General features: G+C 74.4%; 20 protein-coding genes. 15 read left to right on the forward strand and 5 right to left on the reverse strand.

The window, feature by feature from the left end; all coding sequences use genetic code 11:
- Both OG559_RS18495 and OG559_RS18500 read right to left on the reverse strand, forming a co-directional pair.
- Window positions 1–864, reverse strand: a complete 864-nt coding sequence (locus OG559_RS18495; RefSeq protein ID WP_405105387.1) for a hypothetical protein — start codon at window positions 862–864, stop codon at window positions 1–3.
- Between the two features lie 191 nt (window positions 865–1,055).
- Window positions 1,056–1,838: an enoyl-CoA hydratase-related protein gene (locus OG559_RS18500; protein WP_405105389.1), complete on the reverse strand. Its 783-nt coding sequence runs from the start codon at window positions 1,836–1,838 to the stop codon at window positions 1,056–1,058.
- An 18-nt stretch (window positions 1,839–1,856) separates the two neighbouring features.
- Between OG559_RS18500 and hemW the strand changes: the two genes are divergently transcribed.
- Window positions 1,857–3,080 carry a radical SAM family heme chaperone HemW gene (gene hemW / locus OG559_RS18505; RefSeq protein ID WP_405105391.1) on the forward strand — a complete coding sequence of 408 codons (1,224 nt, stop codon included), beginning with the start codon at window positions 1,857–1,859 and terminating at the stop codon, window positions 3,078–3,080.
- Between the two features lie 81 nt (window positions 3,081–3,161).
- On the opposite strand, the gene OG559_RS18510 is transcribed toward hemW, so the two are convergent.
- Window positions 3,162–3,857 (reverse strand): DUF4870 domain-containing protein, encoded by a 696-nt coding sequence (locus tag OG559_RS18510; protein ID WP_405105393.1) that lies wholly within the window; start codon window positions 3,855–3,857, stop codon window positions 3,162–3,164.
- 266 nt (window positions 3,858–4,123) lie between these two features.
- Between OG559_RS18510 and hrcA the strand changes: the two genes are divergently transcribed.
- From hrcA to OG559_RS18525, 3 genes are all read left to right on the forward strand, one after another.
- The gene (gene hrcA, locus OG559_RS18515) at window positions 4,124–5,146 is read left to right on the forward strand and encodes a heat-inducible transcriptional repressor HrcA (RefSeq protein WP_387025034.1); all 1,023 of its coding nucleotides are present in this window, start codon (window positions 4,124–4,126) and stop codon (window positions 5,144–5,146) included.
- A 74-nt stretch (window positions 5,147–5,220) separates the two neighbouring features.
- Window positions 5,221–6,363, forward strand: a complete 1,143-nt coding sequence (gene dnaJ / locus OG559_RS18520; RefSeq protein ID WP_396671432.1) for a molecular chaperone DnaJ — start codon at window positions 5,221–5,223, stop codon at window positions 6,361–6,363.
- 57 nt (window positions 6,364–6,420) lie between these two features.
- Complete coding sequence (locus tag OG559_RS18525) at window positions 6,421–7,155, forward strand: 16S rRNA (uracil(1498)-N(3))-methyltransferase (RefSeq protein WP_405105396.1); 735 nt, start codon at window positions 6,421–6,423, stop codon at window positions 7,153–7,155.
- 121 nt (window positions 7,156–7,276) lie between these two features.
- Here the strand turns inward: OG559_RS18525 and OG559_RS18530 are convergent, their stop codons facing one another.
- On the reverse strand, window positions 7,277–8,038 hold the full coding sequence (locus tag OG559_RS18530) for an SDR family NAD(P)-dependent oxidoreductase (protein ID WP_405105398.1): 762 nt from the start codon (window positions 8,036–8,038) through the stop codon (window positions 7,277–7,279).
- 45 nt (window positions 8,039–8,083) lie between these two features.
- Here OG559_RS18530 and OG559_RS18535 point away from each other — a divergent pair, with 45 nt between their 5' ends.
- The 10 genes from OG559_RS18535 to OG559_RS18580 all read left to right on the forward strand — a co-directional run bounded on the left by OG559_RS18535 (window position 8,084) and on the right by OG559_RS18580 (window position 16,197).
- Window positions 8,084–8,434 (forward strand): histidine triad nucleotide-binding protein, encoded by a 351-nt coding sequence (locus OG559_RS18535; protein WP_350887224.1) that lies wholly within the window; start codon window positions 8,084–8,086, stop codon window positions 8,432–8,434.
- Window positions 8,435–8,474: 40 nt separating this feature from the next.
- A complete protein-coding gene (locus tag OG559_RS18540) occupies window positions 8,475–9,815 on the forward strand; it encodes a serine hydrolase domain-containing protein (RefSeq protein WP_405116771.1) in 1,341 nt (446 codons plus the stop codon).
- Between the two features lie 219 nt (window positions 9,816–10,034).
- Window positions 10,035–11,099, forward strand: coding sequence for a PhoH family protein (locus OG559_RS18545; RefSeq protein ID WP_405105400.1), 1,065 nt, complete (start codon window positions 10,035–10,037; stop codon window positions 11,097–11,099).
- Window positions 11,100–11,108: 9 nt separating this feature from the next.
- On the forward strand, window positions 11,109–11,582 hold the full coding sequence (ybeY, locus tag OG559_RS18550) for an rRNA maturation RNase YbeY (RefSeq protein ID WP_350887230.1): 474 nt from the start codon (window positions 11,109–11,111) through the stop codon (window positions 11,580–11,582).
- Complete coding sequence (locus tag OG559_RS18555) at window positions 11,558–12,976, forward strand: hemolysin family protein (RefSeq protein ID WP_405116774.1); 1,419 nt, start codon at window positions 11,558–11,560, stop codon at window positions 12,974–12,976. Before ybeY ends, OG559_RS18555 begins: the two co-directional genes overlap by 25 nt.
- Window positions 12,969–13,355, forward strand: coding sequence for a cytidine deaminase (locus OG559_RS18560; protein ID WP_387025024.1), 387 nt, complete (start codon window positions 12,969–12,971; stop codon window positions 13,353–13,355). The genes OG559_RS18555 and OG559_RS18560 overlap by 8 nt, the downstream gene beginning before the upstream one ends.
- A 110-nt stretch (window positions 13,356–13,465) precedes the next feature.
- The gene (gene era / locus OG559_RS18565) at window positions 13,466–14,371 is read left to right on the forward strand and encodes a GTPase Era (RefSeq protein WP_405116776.1); all 906 of its coding nucleotides are present in this window, start codon (window positions 13,466–13,468) and stop codon (window positions 14,369–14,371) included.
- A gap of 33 nt (window positions 14,372–14,404) precedes the next feature.
- Window positions 14,405–14,776 (forward strand): Scr1 family TA system antitoxin-like transcriptional regulator, encoded by a 372-nt coding sequence (locus OG559_RS18570; RefSeq protein ID WP_405105403.1) that lies wholly within the window; start codon window positions 14,405–14,407, stop codon window positions 14,774–14,776.
- Entirely contained in the window at window positions 14,773–14,955 is a 183-nt protein-coding gene (locus OG559_RS18575; protein ID WP_405105405.1) for a DUF397 domain-containing protein, read from the forward strand. The genes OG559_RS18570 and OG559_RS18575 overlap by 4 nt, the downstream gene beginning before the upstream one ends.
- Before the next feature lie 126 nt (window positions 14,956–15,081).
- Complete coding sequence (locus OG559_RS18580) at window positions 15,082–16,197, forward strand: acyltransferase (protein WP_405105407.1); 1,116 nt, start codon at window positions 15,082–15,084, stop codon at window positions 16,195–16,197.
- Here OG559_RS18580 and OG559_RS18585 read toward each other — a convergent pair.
- Window positions 16,184–17,029, reverse strand: a complete 846-nt coding sequence (locus tag OG559_RS18585) for a DUF4097 family beta strand repeat-containing protein (RefSeq protein ID WP_405105409.1) — start codon at window positions 17,027–17,029, stop codon at window positions 16,184–16,186. The two genes, OG559_RS18580 and OG559_RS18585, sit on opposite strands and share 14 nt — an antisense overlap.
- Window positions 17,030–17,128: 99 nt before the next feature.
- Between OG559_RS18585 and recO the strand changes: the two genes are divergently transcribed.
- A complete protein-coding gene (gene recO, locus OG559_RS18590; RefSeq protein ID WP_161691863.1) occupies window positions 17,129–17,944 on the forward strand; it encodes a DNA repair protein RecO in 816 nt (271 codons plus the stop codon).
- The last annotated feature ends 1 nt before the right edge of the window (window position 17,945 follow it).

Here is a 17,945-nt window from a genome sequence, read left to right on the forward strand (position 1 = left end):
TCAGGCGTCGGCGAAGACCTCCGCTACGACCCGCTGGTCGGCAGTCGGGGCGTCGGCCACCCGGTCCCAGGTGCCGGCCTCGGCGGTCCACTCCAACCCGCCGAAGCGCACCCGCTTCACCCCGTGGTCGGAGGCGTGCGAGACGAGCCAGTGCGCGTACCGCCAGCCGTCGCGCTGGTCGGTGGCCGGCACGGCGAGCCCGGTCAGCTCGGCCAGCGACACCGTCCTCGGCAGCCCCCAGTCGAGGCTCAGGCCCTGGGTCAGGGCCGCCGCCGCGGCCTCGCCGCGCATCACCGGCGTCGACCCCACGGTGCAGGCCACGGCCCCGGTCGCCTGACCGAGCAGCGCCCGGGTCAACACCTGCGACTCGTCGGCCCACTTCTCGTACGCCTCCGGGAAGGCCGAGCGCTGCACCCGCTGCGCCGCATCGGTGACCCGCATCTTCTCCCAGCCGCGCACCCGCTTGAGCGCGGCGTAGAACTTGTTGGTCGCGTACCGCGGGTCACCGATCTGCTCCCCGGTGCCCCAGCCCTGGCTCGGCCGCTGCTGGAACAGCCCCACGGAGTCACGGTCGCCGCCGTCGAGGTTGCGCAGCCCGGACTCCTGGTACGCCGTGGCGAGGGCCACCACCACGGCGCGCTCCGGCATCTTCCGCTGGGTGCCGATCGCCGCGATGGTGGCGGCGTTGGCCATCTGGTCGGCGTCGAGACGCACCTGGCCGTCCGCCTGCACGAGACAGGTGCGGCTGGCCAGGGGGAGCCGTAGGCGCTCACCCACCTGGCGGGCCACGAACCAGATCCCGATGGCGGCGATGACGGCGACGACGACACCGGCCGCGACGACTGCCCGAGTTCGCACCCGCACCCCCTGTTCGCCAGCGTCCGCCAAGAGTACGTCCCCACCGTCGCCGACCGGCTCGTCCGACCGGTTCGCTCCGTTCCGTAGCGAGTCGACCACATTTCACGCCCGGGGCGGTGTGTTCCGCCCGGCCCGGTGCCGGGGCGCGACGGGCGCGGTGCCGGCCGGCTTTCCCGCCGGCCGGGGCGGGAAACGCCTCAGGCGGTCGGCACCCAGCTCGCGTCCCGCTTCTCCCGGAACGCCAGCACCCCCTCGCGCCCCTCCTCGGAGAGGAAGTACCCGGTCGACACGGCGGCCAGCTCGGCGATCTCGGCGGCCAGGTCGGTGGCCGGCGGCCGGCGCAGCAGCGCCTTCGCCCCGGTCAGCGCCTGCGGCGCGCCCCGCACCAGCGACGCGCACACCCGCTCCACCGCCGCGTCCAGCCCGTCGGCCGGCACGGCGGTGGTGACCAGGCCGATCTCGGCGGCCCGCCGGCCGTCGAAGGTGTCGCCGGTCAGGTACAGCTCGGCGGCGGCCCGGGGGGCCAGCCGGGGGAGCACGGTCGCCGAGATCACCGCCGGGACCACCCCGATCCGCACCTCGGTGAAGGCGAACGTCGCCTCCTGTGCACAGACCGCCAGGTCGGCCGCCGCGATCAGGCCCAGCCCGCCGGCCCGCGCCGGCCCGGCCACCCGGGCCACCACCGGCTTCGGGCACTCCCAGACCGCCGCGAGCACGTCGCCGAGCATCCCCGCCGGGACGCTGCCGCTGGCGTACGCGGCGGCGGTCTCCTTCAGGTCGGCGCCGGAGCAGAACACCGGGCCGGTGTGGTCGAGCACGACCACCCGGACCGCGTCGTCGGCCACCGCGGCGGCCAGCCCGGCCAGCAGCTCCGTCATCAGCGGCGTCGAGAGCGCGTTGCGGTTGTGCGGGCTGTTCAGGGTGAGGGTGGTCACCCCGCGGGCCGTGGTGACCCGCACGAGCGCGTCGGAGGAGGTCATGCGGGCACACTAGTGGCCATGCCCGGCGTCCTTCCAGAAGGCGAAGCCGTCCCCGTCGACGGCTCGCTGCCCGCCACCGCCACCCGCGCCGTCGGCGCGCGCGGCTTCGGCGTGTACGTGCACGTGCCGTTCTGCGCCAGCCGGTGCGGCTACTGCGACTTCAACACGTACACGGCCGACGAGTTGGGCGGCGGGGTCGGCCGCGAGTCGTACGCCGACACGGTGCTGGCCGAGCTGGCGCTCGCCCGCCGGGTGCTCGGCGACACCCCGCCGCCGAGGGTCGACACCGTCTTCGTCGGCGGCGGCACCCCGACCCTGCTCCCGGCCGACCACCTGGCCCGGATCCTCGACGGCATCGACCGCGCCTGGGGGCTGGCCGCCGACGCCGAGGTGACCACCGAGGCCAACCCGGAGTCGGTCACGCCGGAGTCGCTGAAGACCCTGCGGGCGGCCGGGTACACCCGGATCTCGCTGGGCATGCAGTCCGCCGCGCCGGGGGTGCTCGCGATCCTCGACCGCCGGCACAGCGCCGGCCGGGCCACCGCCGCCGCGGCGGAGGCCCGCGACGCCGGGTTCGACCACGTCAACCTGGACCTGATCTACGGCACCCCGGGGGAGAGCGCCGAGGACTTCGCGGCGTCCCTCGACCAGGTGGTCGCCGCCGGGGTGGACCACGTCAGCGCGTACGCCCTGATCGTGGAGGACGGCACCCGGCTGGCCGCGCGGATGCGGCGCGGCGAGCTGCCGTACCCCTCCGACGACGTGGCGGCGGACCGCTACCTGGCCGCGGAGGCCGCCCTCGGCGCGGCCGGCTTCTCCTGGTACGAGGTGTCCAACTGGGCCCGCACGCCGGCCGGGCGGTGCCGGCACAACCTGCTCTACTGGACCGGCGCGGACTGGTGGGGCCTGGGGCCGGGGGCGCACAGCCACGTCGGCGGGGTGCGCTGGTGGAACGTCAAGCACCCGAGCGCGTACGCGAAGCGCCTCGCGGCGGGGGAGTCCCCCGGCCTGGCCCGGGAGGTGCTCACACCCGGCGAGGCGCACATGGAGGACGTGATGCTGCGCCTGCGGCTCGACTCCGGCCTGCCGCTGGACGTGCTGGACGCACCCGGCCGGGGCGGCGCGGCGCGGGCCGTGGCCGGCGGGCTGCTCGACCCGGCCGGGTACGCGGCCGGCCGGGCCGTGCTCACCCTGCGTGGCCGGCTGTTGGCCGACGCGGTCGTGCGCGACCTGCTGCCCTGATCGGACGCCTCGGCCCGCGCCCCCGTCCGCCGGGCCGGCTGCCCGGCATGGGCCGGCCCGGCGAGGGCCGGCCGATGCGGGTCACTTCACGATGTTGTAGGTCATCGGGTAGCGGTAGAGCGTGCCCTCGTTGGCCTTGATGCCGCCGATGATGCCGAAGATGATCGGCACCAGGGCGACCAGCATCGGGATGAAGAACAGCACCCCGCAGGTGACCACGGCGAGCACGAAGCTGACCAGGAGGGCGGCCACCCAGGTGAGCTGGAAGTTCAGCGCCGCGACGGCGTGCGCGCGCACGGTCGGCGACTGCGGGCCCTTGACCATGAGCGCGATCAGCGGGGCGACCCAGCCGAGCAGGCTGCCGCCGACCACCACGCCGAGCGGACCGCCGAAGTGCGCGATCAGCGCCCAGGTCTTGTCGTCGTTGGTCGGGTAGCCGCCGGTCGGGCCCGGGTACGCCCCGCCGGTCGGATATCCGCCACCCGGGGGGTATGCGCCACCCGGGGGGTATGCGCCGCCCGGGGGGTAGCCGCCCGGGTTGAAGCCACCCGGTGGGGGCTGGCTGCCGGGCGGCGGGTAGCCGCCCGACGGCGACTGGTCGCCGGTGGGTGGTGGATAGCCACCGGGCGGGGGATAGCCGCCCACCCCGGGAGCCCCGGAAAGTGGTGCGGTGGGCGGCTCGTCCGCCGACGAGCCGTACGGTGCCGACGGCGGGTTGGCCTCGGGCGGGTAGCCGCCCGGGTCGCCTGATCCGGGAGGGCGAGGTGGTTCAGTCATGCACGTCACGGTAGGGGCTGCCGACAAGTGGACACCAGAGCGACACTGGTCGGGACGAGGGGCTGATCGGCAGCGGGGCCGGCGTCCCGCCCCGTCGCCGGGTGCCGTGGCCGGGCCGACTGTCCGTCTGTGATCTTACCGACGGCGGGGCAGCCGACGTAGACTGGCACTCATTACAGTCGAGTGCCAGGCTTCGCCAGCAGGCGGGCAGGCCCGGGGCGTCGCCGCGACGACGGGGCACCGACGTGCGACAGGAGGTAAGGGGAGTGGGTCTCGACGACCGCAAGCTCGCCGTGCTCCGCGCCATCGTCGAGGACTACGTCGCCACTCAGGAGCCGGTCGGCAGCAAGGCCCTGGTCGAGCGCCACCAGCTCGGCGTCTCCCCGGCGACCGTCCGCAACGACATGGCGGTGCTGGAGGAGGAGGGGTACATCCGGCAGCCGCACACCAGCGCCGGGCGGGTTCCCACCGACCGGGGCTACCGGCTCTTCGTCGACCGGCTCTCCCGGGTCAAGCCGCTCAGCCCGGCCGAGCGCCGGGCCATCGAGCGCTTCCTGGTCGGCGCGGTCGACCTGGACGACGTGGTGCACCGCACGGTCCGGCTGCTGGCCCAGCTCACCCGGCAGGTAGCCGTGGTGCAGTACCCGTCGCTCGCCCGGTCCTCGGTGCGGCACCTGGAGCTGGTGCCGATCTCCACCACCCGGCTGATGCTGGTGATGATCGCCGACACGGGGCGGGTCGAGCAGCGGCTGGTCGAGCTGCCCGCGCCGGTCCCCGCCGACGTCGTCACCGACCTGCGCCGGCTGGTCAACGAGAAGCTGGTCGGCAGCCGGCTGTCGGAGACCCCGCCACTGGTGCAGGCCCTGGTCGAGGAGTCGGCGGCGCACCTGCGTCCGGCCATGACCACGCTGTCCACGGTGCTGCTGGAGACGCTGGTCGAGCGGCACGAGGAACGCATCGCGCTCGCCGGCACCGCCAACCTCACCCGGGGCGGCCTGCTGGACTTCCAGGGTTCGCTGCGGCCGATCCTGGAGGCCCTGGAGGAGGAGGTGGTGATGCTCAAACTCATCGGCGAGGCCGAGTCGACCACCACCCGGGTGCTGATCGGCGACGAGAACGAGATCGACAACCTGCGCGCCGCCTCGGTGGTGAGCACCGGGTACGGGCCGGGGGCGGCCGCGCTCGGCGGCCTGGGCGTGCTCGGCCCCACCCGGATGGACTACCCCGGCACCATCGCCACGGTGCGGGCCGTGGCACGCTACGTGGGCGAGCTGCTGGCCCAGAACTGACCAGTCAGGGCCGACGGCCGGCTCCGGCCGCCGACCGGCGCAACGCGAGACGAACATGAGGACACGGGAACGCAGTGGCCAGGGACTACTACGGCATCCTCGGCGTAGGCCGGGAAGCCTCCGACGACGAGATCAAGCGCGCCTACCGCAAGCTGGCGCGGCAGTTCCACCCGGACGTGAATCCGGACCCGGAGGCACAGGAGAAGTTCAAGGACATCAACGCCGCGTACGAGGTCCTCTCGGACGACCGGAAACGGCAGATCGTCGACCTGGGCGGTGACCCGCTGGCCCCGGGCGGCGGGGGAGCGGGTCCGGGCGGCCCCGGCGGGGCCGGCCCGTTCGTCGGCTTCCAGGACATCATGGACGCCTTCTTCGGCGGCGCGGCCGGCGGCGCGCGCGGGCCCCGCCCGCGTACCCGGCCGGGGGCCGACGCGATCCTGCGGCTGGAGCTGGACCTGCACGAGACGGCGTTCGGCGTCGAGGCGCCGATCACCGTCGACACCGCCGTGCTCTGCACCACCTGCTCCGGCGCGGGCACCGCCGCCGGCACCCACCTGGCCACCTGTGAGGCGTGCGGCGGCCGGGGCGAGGTCCAGTCGGTGCAGCGCACGTTCCTCGGCCAGGTGGTCTCCGCCCGGCCGTGCACGGTCTGCCAGGGGTACGGCACCACGATCCCGCACCCCTGCCCGACCTGCGCCGGCGACGGGCGGGTGCGCACCCGCCGCTCGCTGACCGTGAAGATCCCGGCCGGGGTCGAGGACGGCATGCGGATCCGGCTGGCCCAGCAGGGCGAGGTCGGCCCGGGCGGCGGCACCGCCGGCGACCTGTACGTGGAGATCCACGAACGCACGCACGACGTCTACTCCCGCAAGGGCGACGACCTGCACTGCCGGGTGACCGTCCCGATGACCGCCGCCGCGCTCGGCACCCGGCTGACCATCAAGACGCTGGACAGCGAGGAGACGGTCGACGTCAAGGCCGGCACCCAGCCGGGCAGCACCCTGCGGCTGCGCGCCCGGGGCGTGCCGCACCTGCGCGGCACCGGCCGTGGCGACCTCTACGTCCACCTCGACGTGCGGACCCCGACCAAGCTCGACGCCGACCAGGAGAAGATGCTCCGCGACTTCGCCAAGACCCGGGGCGAGGAGGTCGCCGAGCTGTCCAAGCAGGGTGGCTTCTTCTCCCGGATGCGCGACGCGTTCAACGGGCACCCCTGACCCCGGTCCTCCAGCCTCGCCGCCCCGGTTCCTGCCGGGGCGGCTAACCTGATCGTCGTGTCCGCGCCGCTGTTCCTGGTCGAGTCGCTGCCCACCGCTGCCCAGCTCACCCTGGACGGCCCCGAGGGGCATCACGCCGCCACCGTGCAGCGGCTGCGGGTGGGCGAGGAACTGCTGCTCGCCGACGGCCGGGGCGGCACCGCGTCCGCCGTGGTCACCGCCGTCGGCCGGGGCAGCCTGGAGCTCGACGTCACCTCCCGGGGGTACGTCGACGCGTCCGTGCCCCGGCTCGTGGTGGTGCAGGGCATCGCCAAGGGCGACCGGGGCGAACTGGCCGTGCAGGCGATGACCGAGGTCGGGGTGGACGAGATCGTCCCGTGGGGGGCATCACGCTCGGTGGTGCAGTGGCGCGGCGACCGGGGCGTACGGGCGCGGGAGAAGTGGGCGGCCACCGCCCGGGAGGCGGCGAAGCAGGCCCGCCGGGCGTGGCTGCCGGTGCTGGCCGGGTCCCCCGACGAGTCCACCGCCGCCGTGGCCCGGCGGATCGCCGGGTCCACCGCCGCGTTCGTCCTGCACGAGGAGGCCGACGACCGGCTGACCACCGTGGAGCTGCCCGACGCGGGCGAGATCGTGCTGGTCGTCGGCCCGGAGGGCGGCATCGCCGAGCCCGAGCTGGCCACCTTCGCCGCCGCCGGCGCCCGCCCGGTCCGCCTGGGCCCGTCGGTCCTGCGCACCTCCACGGCCGGCGTGGCCGCCCTCTCGGTCCTCTCCACCCGCCTCCCCCGCTGGTAACCCCACCCCCTCCCCCCGGGGCGTTAGCCCGCACTTTCACGGAATGAGTGGCTATCCCACGTGGGATAGCCACTCATTCCGTGAAAGTGCGCGAGCTGGTGACGGGGGAAGGGGAGGGGGGTCAGGTGCGGAGGTAGCTGGCGCCGTTCAGGTCGATGATGGTGCCGGAGGTCCACTCCGCCTCGGGGGCGGCCAGCCAGTGGATGGTGGCGGCGATCTCGTCGGGGCGGGCCACCCGGTTGAACGGGCTCTGGGCGCGGATCGCCGCGCCCCGCTCGCCGGCCAGGTGCTCCGTGGTCATGTCCGTCTCCACGAAGCCAGGGGCCACCGTGGCCACCGCGATGCCGTACGGGGCGAGGGCCACCGCGAGGGACTGGCCGAGCGCGTTCAGCCCCGCCTTGCTCGCCCCGTACGCCGGCTGGTCCGGCTCGCCCCGGAACGCGCCCCGGGAGGAGACGTTGACGATCCGCCCGCCCCGCTCGCGCATGTGCTGGGCGGCGCACCAGGTCACGTTGGCCGCCCCGGTCAGATTGGTCTCCAGCACCTGCCGCCAGCGCCGCTGCCAGTCGGCGTAGGACGTGCCGAAGACCGGGTGCGGGGCGTCCCGCTCGCCGTACACCCCGGCGTTGTTGACCAGCACGTCCAGGCCGCCGAGGCGGGCCGCCGCGTCGTCGACCATCGCCCGTACCGCGTCGGGGTCGGTCAGGTCCGCGCGGACCACGACGTGGCCGTCACCCGGCAGTTCGGCGCGCAGCCGCTCGGCCAGCTCCGCCGAGTCCCGGTGGTGGATCGCCACCCGGTCCCCGCCCGCCGCGAACCTCGCCGCCACCGCGCGCCCGATGCCGCGCGAGGACCCCGTCACCAGTACCGCCCGTGAAGTCACGCCGCCATCATGCCTGAGCAGGCCGGCACGCCTTACCATGCCCCGATGGGATCCGACTGCTTGTTCTGCCGAATCGTCGCCGGGGAGATCCCGGCCACCATCGTCCGGGAGACCGACACCACCCTGGCGTTCCGGGACATCTCCCCGAAGGCCCCGGTGCACGTGCTGGTAATCCCCAAGGAGCACTACGCCGACGTGGCCACCCTGGGCCAGGGCGACCCGGCGCTGGCCGGGGAGCTGCTGGCCGCGGCGGCCGTCGTGGCCGAGGACGAGGGGCTGCTCGGCGACGGCTACCGGCTGATGTTCAACACCGGGGCGTACGGGGGCCAGGAGGTCTTCCACGTCCACGCGCACGTGCTCGGCGGCGCGCCGCTCGGCCCGATGATCTGCCGGTAGGCGGGCGGTGGTGAGCGAGATCGACGGCCGCCTGGAGCGGATGGTGCGGCGGGTCCAGGCCGACGGGCGGGTGCCGGCCGTGTCGGCCGCCCTGCACCGGGCCGACCGGCCGGCGTGGACGTGCGCGGTCGGCGGCACCGGCAACGACGGCGTCCTCGGCCCGCAGACGCTGTTCCGGATCGGCTCGGTCACCAAGACCTTCACCGCCGTGCTGGTCCTCCAGTGCCGCGACGCGGGCCTGCTCGACCTGGACGACCCGGTCAGCCGGCACCTCGACGTCCCGGCACACGGCGAGCTGACCGTGCGCCGGCTGCTGTCGCACACCTCGGGCCTGCAACGGGAACCGCACGGCGACGTCTGGGACACCCTGGCCGCCCCCGACGTGGGCGCGCTGCTGGCCGACCTGGCCCGGGCCGAGCGGGTGTTGCCGCCGGCCCGCCGCTACCACTACTCCAACCTCGGCATGGCGCTGCTCGGCCAGCTCGTCGCGCGGCTGCGCGGCGGCACCTGGGCCGAGGTGCTCGGCGAGCGGGTGCTCGCCCCGCTCGGCCTGGCCGCCACCACCGACCGGCCGGGCCCGGCGGCGGCCACCGGGTTCCTGGTCGACGCGTACTCCGACGAGGCGCACCCGGAGCCGCCGACCGACTTCGGCGCGGTCGGCCCGGCCGCCCAGCTCTGGAGCACCGCCTCGGACATGGCCCGGTGGGCGGCGTTCCTGGCCGACCCGGCGGCGCTGGACCCGGCCGGCGCGGTGCTCGCCCCGGCCACCCTGGACGAGATGCGCTGGCCGCTGACCGTCACCGACGAGACGTCCTGGGGCGCGGGCTTCGGGCTGGGGCTCATCCTCGTGCCGCAGGGCGAGCGGGTGGTGCACGTCGGGCACGACGGGGCGATGCCCGGCTTCCTGGCCGCCGTCTACGGCCGGCGCGGCGGCGACGGCACCGCCGGGGCGATGGGCGCGGCGGTGCTCGGCTCGTCCGGGACCGGGGTGCAGGTGATGGACCTGCCGCACCGGCTGCTCGCGGCGTCCGCCGAGCACGACCCTGCCGACGTCGAGCCGTGGCTGCCGGGGGAGCCCGCCCCGGCGCACCTGCGCGGGATGCTGGGCCGCTGGTGGGGCGAGGGCTTCGAGTACGTCTTCGGCTGGCACGACGGGGCCCTGCGGGCCCGGGGCGCGGACGACCCGGCGGGGAAGCCCCCGGCGGTCTTCGCCCCGGTGCCGGAGCGGCCGGACGTGTTCCGCACCGTGTCCGGGCGGGAGGTCGGCGAGCTGCTCCGACTGACCCGGGACGCGGACGGGACGGTGGTCCGGCTGCACTGGGCCACCTACCGGTTAACCCGGGGCCAGGAGACCTTCGACGGGTACGACTTCCGGCGCTGACCCCCGCCCCGGAGCGTCGCTGACCCCGCCCCGCGCGTCGCTGGCCCCCGCCCCGGGTGGGGCGGCTCGGCGGCAGGCGGGGCGGGTCGGCGGCCCGGGTAATGGCAGAGGTGTCACCGCGCGGGAAACGATAGGATGGAGGCAACGTCCGACCGCCGCGCCCGCCAGGCCCGGCGCCGAGAGTGAGAGCAGGTGGCGCAGGGCCCCTCGGCCCGACCTATGACCGGCACCCCACCTCCCGGCCCGCCCCGGGTGCAGACCAGGATCACCGTTCCGGATTCCAAGATCATGGTCAACCTGCTGGGCGCGGGCGACGAGATCCTGCGACTCGTCGAACGCTCGGTCACCAGCGACGTGCACGTCCGCGGCAACGAGATCACCATCACCGGTGCTCCCGCGGACAACGCCCTCGCCGAGCGCCTCTTCAGCGAGCTGCTCGAACTGATCGAGAAAGGCGAGACCCTGACCACTGACGCCGTCCGGCGTACCGTCGGCATGCTCGAGCAGGGCGGCGCCGAGCGGCCCGCCGAGGTCCTGACGCACAACATCCTCTCCCGGCGCGGTCGCACCATCCGCCCCAAGACCCTCGGGCAGAAGACCTACGTCGACGCCATCGACGCGCACACCATCGTCTTCGGCATCGGCCCGGCGGGCACCGGCAAGACCTACCTGGCGATGGCCAAGGCCGTCCAGGCGCTCCAGGCCAAGCAGGTCGACCGGATCATCCTGACCCGGCCGGCGGTCGAGGCGGGGGAGCGGCTCGGCTTCCTGCCCGGCACGCTCAACGAGAAGATCGACCCGTACCTGCGCCCGCTCTACGACGCGCTGCACGACATGCTCGACCCGGAGACCATCCCGAAGCTGATGGCGGCGGGGACGATCGAGGTCGCGCCACTGGCATACATGCGCGGTCGCACGTTGAACAGCGCGTTCATCATCCTCGACGAGGCCCAGAACACCACGCCCGAGCAGATGAAGATGTTCCTCACCCGACTCGGCTTCGGTTCCAAGATCGTGGTCACCGGCGACGTCACCCAGGTGGACCTTCCCGGCGGGACGACCAGCGGCCTGCGGATCGTCCGGGAGATCCTGGGGAACGTGGAGGACGTGCACTTCGCGCAGCTCTCCAGCTCCGACGTGGTGCGTCACCGACTGGTCGGGGAGATCGTCGACGCGTACGCCCGCTGGGACGCCGAGCGGGAGAATCAGCAGGCGCAGGACGCGCACGCCGTGCCGGGGCAGACCGCCCAGGGCCGTCGGGCCGGCCGGCGCCGCCAGACCTAGGGAACCCAGTTGTCCATCGAGATCGCCAACGAGTCCGGTGTCGAGGTCGACACCGACGCCGTGCTCGCCGTCGCCCGGTACGCCCTCGACGAGATGGGGGTCAACCCCCTCGCCGAGCTGTCCGTGCTGCTGGTCGACATCGACTACATGACCGAGCTGAACCACCGCTGGATGGGTGGCGACGGCCCGACCGACGTGCTCGCCTTCCCCATGGACGAGGGCAGCGTCGACCACGGGCCGGGCGAGACCAGCGCGTCCGGCGGAGAACCGGCCCTGCTCGGCGACATCGTGCTCTGCCCCGAGGTGGCGGCCAAGCAGGCCGCGACCGCCGGCCACGCGGCGGCGGACGAGCTGCACCTGCTCACCGTGCACGGGGTCCTGCACCTGCTCGGGTACGACCACGCCGAGCCGGAGGAGGAGCGGGAGATGTTCGAGCTCCAGGCCCGGCTGCTGGCCGGCTGGCGGTCGACCCGGTCCCGGTGATGCCCACCCCGATATCGGCGGCCGGCGCCACTGCCGGCCTTCCCGACCTGCAACTGCTCGTCTTCGCGGCCGGGCTGGTGGTGCTCGCCGGCCTGATCGCGATGACCGAGGCGGCGCTCGCCGCGGTGTCCCCGGCCCGGGCGGCCGAGCTGGCCCGCGACGGCGCCCGGGGCGCCCGCACCCTCCAGGCGGTCGCCGGCGACGTGGTCCGCCACCTCAACCTGCTGCTGCTGCTCCGGCTGCTGGCCGAGCTGACCGCCACCACGCTGGTCGCGCTGGTGGCGGTCGACACGTTCGGGGCGGGCTGGCGGGCGGCCCTGATCACCGCCGGCGCGATGACCGTGATCAGCTTCGTGGTGGTCGGCGTCGGCCCGCGCACCATCGGCCGGCAGCACGCGTACGCGGTCGGCCGGGCGGTCGCCCCCCTGGTGCGCTGGCTCGGGCGGGCGCTCAACCCGCTCGCCTCGCTGCTGATCCTGATCGGCAACGCGGTCACCCCGGGGCGCGGCTTCCGGGAGGGGCCGTTCGCCACCCAGGTGGAGCTGCGTGAGCTGGTCGACCTGGCCGAGCAGCGCGGCGTCGTGGAGCACGGCGAGCGGCAGATGATCCATTCGGTCTTCGCGCTCGGCGACACCATCGCCCGCGAGGTGATGGTGCCGCGCACCGAGATGCTGTGGATAGAGGAGAGCAAGACCCTCTCCCAGGCGCTGACGCTGTTCCTGCGTTCCGGCTTCTCCCGCATCCCGGTGATCGGGGAGAGCGTCGACGACGTGCTGGGCGTGCTCTACCTGAAGGACCTGATCCGGCGTACCCGGGGCGGCGATCCCGCCGCGGCCCGGCTGCCGGTGGCCGAGCTGATGCGCCCGGCGACCTTCGTGCCGGAGTCCAAGCCGGTCGACGACCTGCTGTCGGAGATGCAGGCGGCCCGCAACCACCTGGTCATCGTCGTCGACGAGTACGGCGGCACCGGCGGCCTGGTCACCATCGAGGACATCCTCGAGGAGATCGTCGGGGAGATCACCGACGAGTACGATGTCGAGCGCCCGCCGGTCGAGCGGCTGGAGGACGGTTCGGTGCGGGTCACCGCCCGGCTGCCGGTCGAGACCCTCGGCGAGCTGTTCGACGTCGAGTTGCCCGCCGACGAGGTCGAGACGGTCGGCGGCCTGCTCGCCCAGGCCCTTGGCCGGGTTCCGATCCCCGGCGCGGAGGCTGACGTGGCCAAGCTCCGGCTGCACGCCGAGGGCACCACCGGCCGGCGCAACCGGATAGACACCGTGCTGGTCAGCCGGGTCGAGCCGACCGACCATCCCGACACCACCCCGGGGCGCGGCGAGCCCGCCGACCACCGGGGCAACCAGAACCGATCCGAGGAGAGGCAATCCGCCGATGCCTGAGTCACCCGCCGCACCCGCAGCCCTGCCCACCCCGACCGCGCCGGTCGAGCTGACCGCCGAGGACGGCAAGCTGGTCGTCCTGGCGCGCGGCGCGCGGGGCCGGGTGGGCGCCGTGGAGGGAGCGGCGGTACGCGACCAGGACGGCCGCACGTACGCGGCGGCGAGCGTCTCGCTGCCCTCGCTCACCCTCACCGCCCTCCAGCTCGCGGTGGCTTCCGCCGTGGCGGCCGGGGCCACCCGACTGGAGGCCGCCGTGGTGGTGACCGAGGCGTCGACCCTGGACGGGGCTGGGCACGCCGCCGTCCGAGACCTGACCGCCGACGCGCCGGTCCACGTGGCCGCCCCGGACGGCACCATCCTCGGCACGGTGGTCGAGTGACCGGCCGTCCCGCAGCCGGCCGTCGCGACGGCGGTGGCGGGGGCGCTGCAACCGGTGGCCGCGACAACGGTGGCGCTGCGGCCGGTGGCCGTGTGTCCGCCGATGGCCGCGTGCCCGGCGGCGGCGAGCCGGGGGCCAGCCCGTACCGGGCCGGGTTCGCCTGCTTCGTGGGGCGGCCGAACGCCGGCAAGTCGACGCTGACCAACGCCATCATCGGCACGAAGATCGCGATCACCTCGAACAAGCCGCAGACCACCCGGCACATCATCCGGGCCGTGCTGCACCGGCCGGAGTCGCAGCTCGTCCTGGTCGACACCCCGGGCCTGCACCGCCCCCGCACGCTGCTCGGCGAGCGCCTGAACGACCTGGTCCGCGCCACCTGGAGCGAGGTCGACGTGATCGGCCTGTGCATCCCGGCGAACGAGCCGGTCGGCCGGGGGGACCGGTTCATCACCGGCGAGCTGGCCGAGCTGAAGGCCACCGTGATGGCCGTGGTGACCAAGACCGACCTGGTGGACAAGCGGAAACTGGCCGAGCAGCTTCTCGCGGTCAGCAAGCTGGGCGAGTTCGCCGAGGTGGTGCCGGTCAGCGCGGTCTCCGGTCACCAGGTCGACACCCTGGTCGACGTGATGACCGGCTACCTGCCGGAGTCGCCGCAGCTCTACCCGGACGACATGCTCACCGAGGACCCGGAGCAGGTGCTGATCGCCGAGATGATCCGGGAGGCGGCCCTGGAGGGGGTCCGCGACGAGCTGCCGCACTCCATCGCCGTGGTGGTGGAGGAGATGATCCCCGAGGGTCAGCTCATGAAGATCTACGCCGACGTCTACGTCGAGCGGTCCAGCCAGAAGGCGATCGTGCTCGGTCACCAGGCGAGCCGGCTCAAGCAGGTCGGCATCACCGCCCGCCGGCAGATCGAGGAGCTGCTCGGCACCCGGGTCTACCTGGACCTGCACGTCCGGGTGGCGAAGGAGTGGCAGCGCGACCCCAACCAGCTCCGCAAGCTCGGCTTCTGACCCGGAGCCGCCCCGCGCGCCGGGCTGGCCGACGTGCGGGGCGGATCTGGGGAATTTCTGCGATCCTGGCGACCGGGCTGGCCCCGCCCGAGGAACAGGCCCGGACGGTGGAGTTGCGGATGGGCCGCCCGGCGCTGGTGTTCGACCGCGACTCGCCCCCGCGTCCTGATCCACGTCGTGCCCGCGACGGCCGGGCTCCACCTCGGCCAGTCCGGCGCGTTCGTGCTGGCCAGCCTGCCCGACGGGGACCCGGTCGGCTACCTCGACGACCAGCTCGCGGGCCGGGTGGTGCTGGACTCGGAGCACGTTGCCGCGCTGGAGCGGACGTGGGAGGCTGTCCGGGCCGAGGCCCTGCCGCGCGCCCATTCGCGCGACCTGATCAGGAAGCTGGTGGACGAGCGATGACCGATCCGCGCTGGCGCACGTCGACCCGGTCGAGCGCGAACGGCGGGAACTGCGTCGAGGTGGCCGACAACCTGCCGGGCCGGGTCCTGGTGCGCGACAGCAAGGACGTCGCCGGCCCGGTGCTCGCGTTCGCCCCGGGGGACTGGCGCTGCTTCGTCGCCGCCCCGCCGTCGCGCTGATCCACCTCCGGGTCAGGCCCGGGTATGGCCTTTTTCACTTTAAGCCCGCGATGGTGGGCGTTTGCCGGCGTCCGGTCGGAGGGTAGGGAACGTTTGCGCCCTGCCCCCTGACATTGAAGCAGGCTGATGCGAAACCGATACCTGGACCTGCTGCGCTCCCTGGCGATCATCCGAGTCGTGGTCTACCACGTGACCGGATGGGGCACGCTGACGCTGCTCTTCCCGGCCATGTCGGTGATGTTCGCGCTTGCCGGATCGCTCATGGCGGCGTCGCTGGACAGGTCCGGGGCACCGGCGGTGGGCCGGCGGCTGCGCCGCCTGCTGCCGTCGCTGTGGGTGCTGGCCGCGATCTTCGTACCCGCCATGCTGCTCACCGGGCTGCCGCTGACGCCGAAGGTGCTGCTCTGGGCGTTCCCGGTCGCCGACCCACCGGCCAACTACTGGGGGGCGTTGGCGCTCAGCCCGATCTGGTACCTGCGTGACTACCTCTGGTTCGTGTTCGCCTCGCCCCTCGCGCTCTGGCTGTTCCGGCGGGCACCGTGGCCCACCCTGCTCGCCCCGTACGCCCTGCTGGCCGCGATCGAAGTCGGCATGCTGCCGAACGCGCCGACGGTGCTGCGGGACTTCGGCCTGTACTTCGGGGCCTGGCTGCTCGGCTTCGCCCACCACGACGGCCTGCTGCGCCGCATGGCCACCCGGGTGCTGGTCCCGACCGCGCTCGCCCTCGGCGCCGCCGGGGCGGCCTGGATCGTCACCCACCCCGGCCCCCGGGGGTACGACCTGAACGACATGCCGCTGGGCAACGCGCTCTGGTCGGCGGCCTTCATCCTGGTGGCGATCGGCCGGGCCCCGGCGTCGGCGGCCTGGGTGGACCGCAACGCGCTGCTCGGCCGCGCGGTGACCGTGCTGAACCGGCGGGCGCTGACCTGCTACCTCTGGCACATGCCGTTCGTGGTGGCGCTCACCCCGCTGGTCGACGTCGTCGGCTGGTCCCACCAGGACCCGGTCGGGCTGGCGATCCGGGTGGCGCTGGTCTTCGCGCTGGTCGGCGTGGCCACCGTGCTGGTCGGCTGGGTGGAGGATGTGGCGGCCCGCCGGCCCCCGGAGCTGCTTCCGGGCGGCCGACCCCGCGCCCCGGCCGGCGGTTCCGTCGTGCCGGTCAGTCCCGCTCCGGCGGGGCGGGCGGTGGTGCCGGCGCCCCGGGCCTCCGAGGAGCACACCCTCAGGATCAGCGTGCGCTGACCGTCACGTTCCCGCTGCCGGCGGCGACGTCGATCAGCAGTGGCGCGGCCGGGTCGTCCGGGACGCCGAGGTCGGTATCGCCCGACCCGACGCTCGACCGCACCCGGTACCGGCCGGCGGGCACGACCAGGTCCACGTTCCCGCTGTCGGCGTGGGCCCGCGCCGAGGCGGGGGCGGACAGCTCCACGTCGACGTCGCCCGAGCCGGTCTCGGCGTCGACCTGACCGCTGAGGCCCCGCCCCGTGATGTTGCCGGAGCCGGCCCGCAGGATGGCCGCGCCGGGCACGTCGTCCACCTCCACGTTGCCGGAGCCGGTCTCGGCCCGTACCGGGCCGGCGGCCCCGTCGATGTACATGTTGCCCGAGCCGAGCCGCAGCTCGACCGCGCCGACCTTGGACAGGTTGATGTCGCCCGAGCCGCCCTCGCCGCGCACCGTCGTCCCCGGGGGCACGGTCACGTCGTACGACACCGAGCAGCGGCGGCCGCAGTCGGTGTCCAGCACCAGCTCGTCGCCGTGCACCTCGTGCCGGGTGTCGGGCTGGGCGCCGTGGTACCGCAGCACCCGCTTGACGCGTACCTCACCGGTCGGGCCGGTGCCCCGTACCGTCACGTCGCCCGAACCCTGGCGGACGACGACCCGGGCCACGGTGGCGGTCTCGGTGGTGTCGAAGTCGAGCTGGCGCATCGACAGGGTGTCGCACCCGGCGACGAGGATCAGTGCGGCGGCGGCGCCGGCGGCGACGGCGGCGCGCGTCACCGGCCGGCGGACGGCGACGGCGGCACGGCGGGGCGTGGCGGCCCGGGTGGGCGCGGCGGTGGGATGCGGAGCCATGCCGGCACGCTACGGCCGGGCCGGCCCGGGGCGCATCCGGGATCGCGCGCCGGCTACCCCGAACCGACCCTGATTTCGCACCCCGAGGAGAATGACCGGATGCCCGGGTACCGCCGACAGCTCTACCGCGACGACGCGGTGGTGCTGCGCGTGCAGAAGCTCGGCGAGTCCGACCGGATCATCACCCTGCTCACCCGCCGGCACGGCCGGCTCCGCGCGGTGGCCCGGGGGGTCCGCCGCACCACCAGCAAGTTCGGCGCCCGGCTGGAGCCGTTCGGCCACGTCGACGTGCAACTCGCCGGCGACCCGAAGGGCAACACCGGCAGCTCGCTGCACAGCGTCAGCCAGGTCGAGGGGATCGACCTGTACGGCAAGCGGTTCCTCGGCGACTACCCGCGCTACACGGCGGCCAGCGCGATCGCCGAGACGGCCGAGCGGCTCACCCCCGTCGAGCGGGAGCCCTCGCTGCGGCTGTTCCAGCTCACCCTCGGCGCGCTGAAGTCCCTCTCCCGGGGCGACCACGCCACCACGCTGGTGCTCGACGCGTACCTGCTGCGCGGGATGACCCTCGCGGGGTGGGCCCCCGCGCTGACCGCGTGCGCGGTCTGCGGCACCCCGGGGCGGCACCGGGCGTTCTCCGTGCCGGCCGGCGGCGCGGTCTGCCCGGACTGCCGGCCCCCCGGCGCGGCCCACCCCGCCCCGGCCACCGTCGACCTGATGTCCGCGCTGACCACCGGCGACTGGGTGCTCGCCGACGCCACCGAGACCGGCGTACGCCGGGAGTGCAGCGGCCTGGTCGCGGCGCACCTGCAGTGGCACCTGGAACGCGCGCTACGCTCGCTGCCGCTGGTCGACCGGGGCGGTGCGGTCGCCGGCCCGGGGGTGCCGGACGTGAGCAGGGAGAGAGCCGAGTGAT

The sequence above is a fragment of the Micromonospora sp. NBC_01405 genome (genome assembly GCF_045040155.1).
GTDB lineage: Bacteria > Actinomycetota > Actinomycetes > Mycobacteriales > Micromonosporaceae > Micromonospora.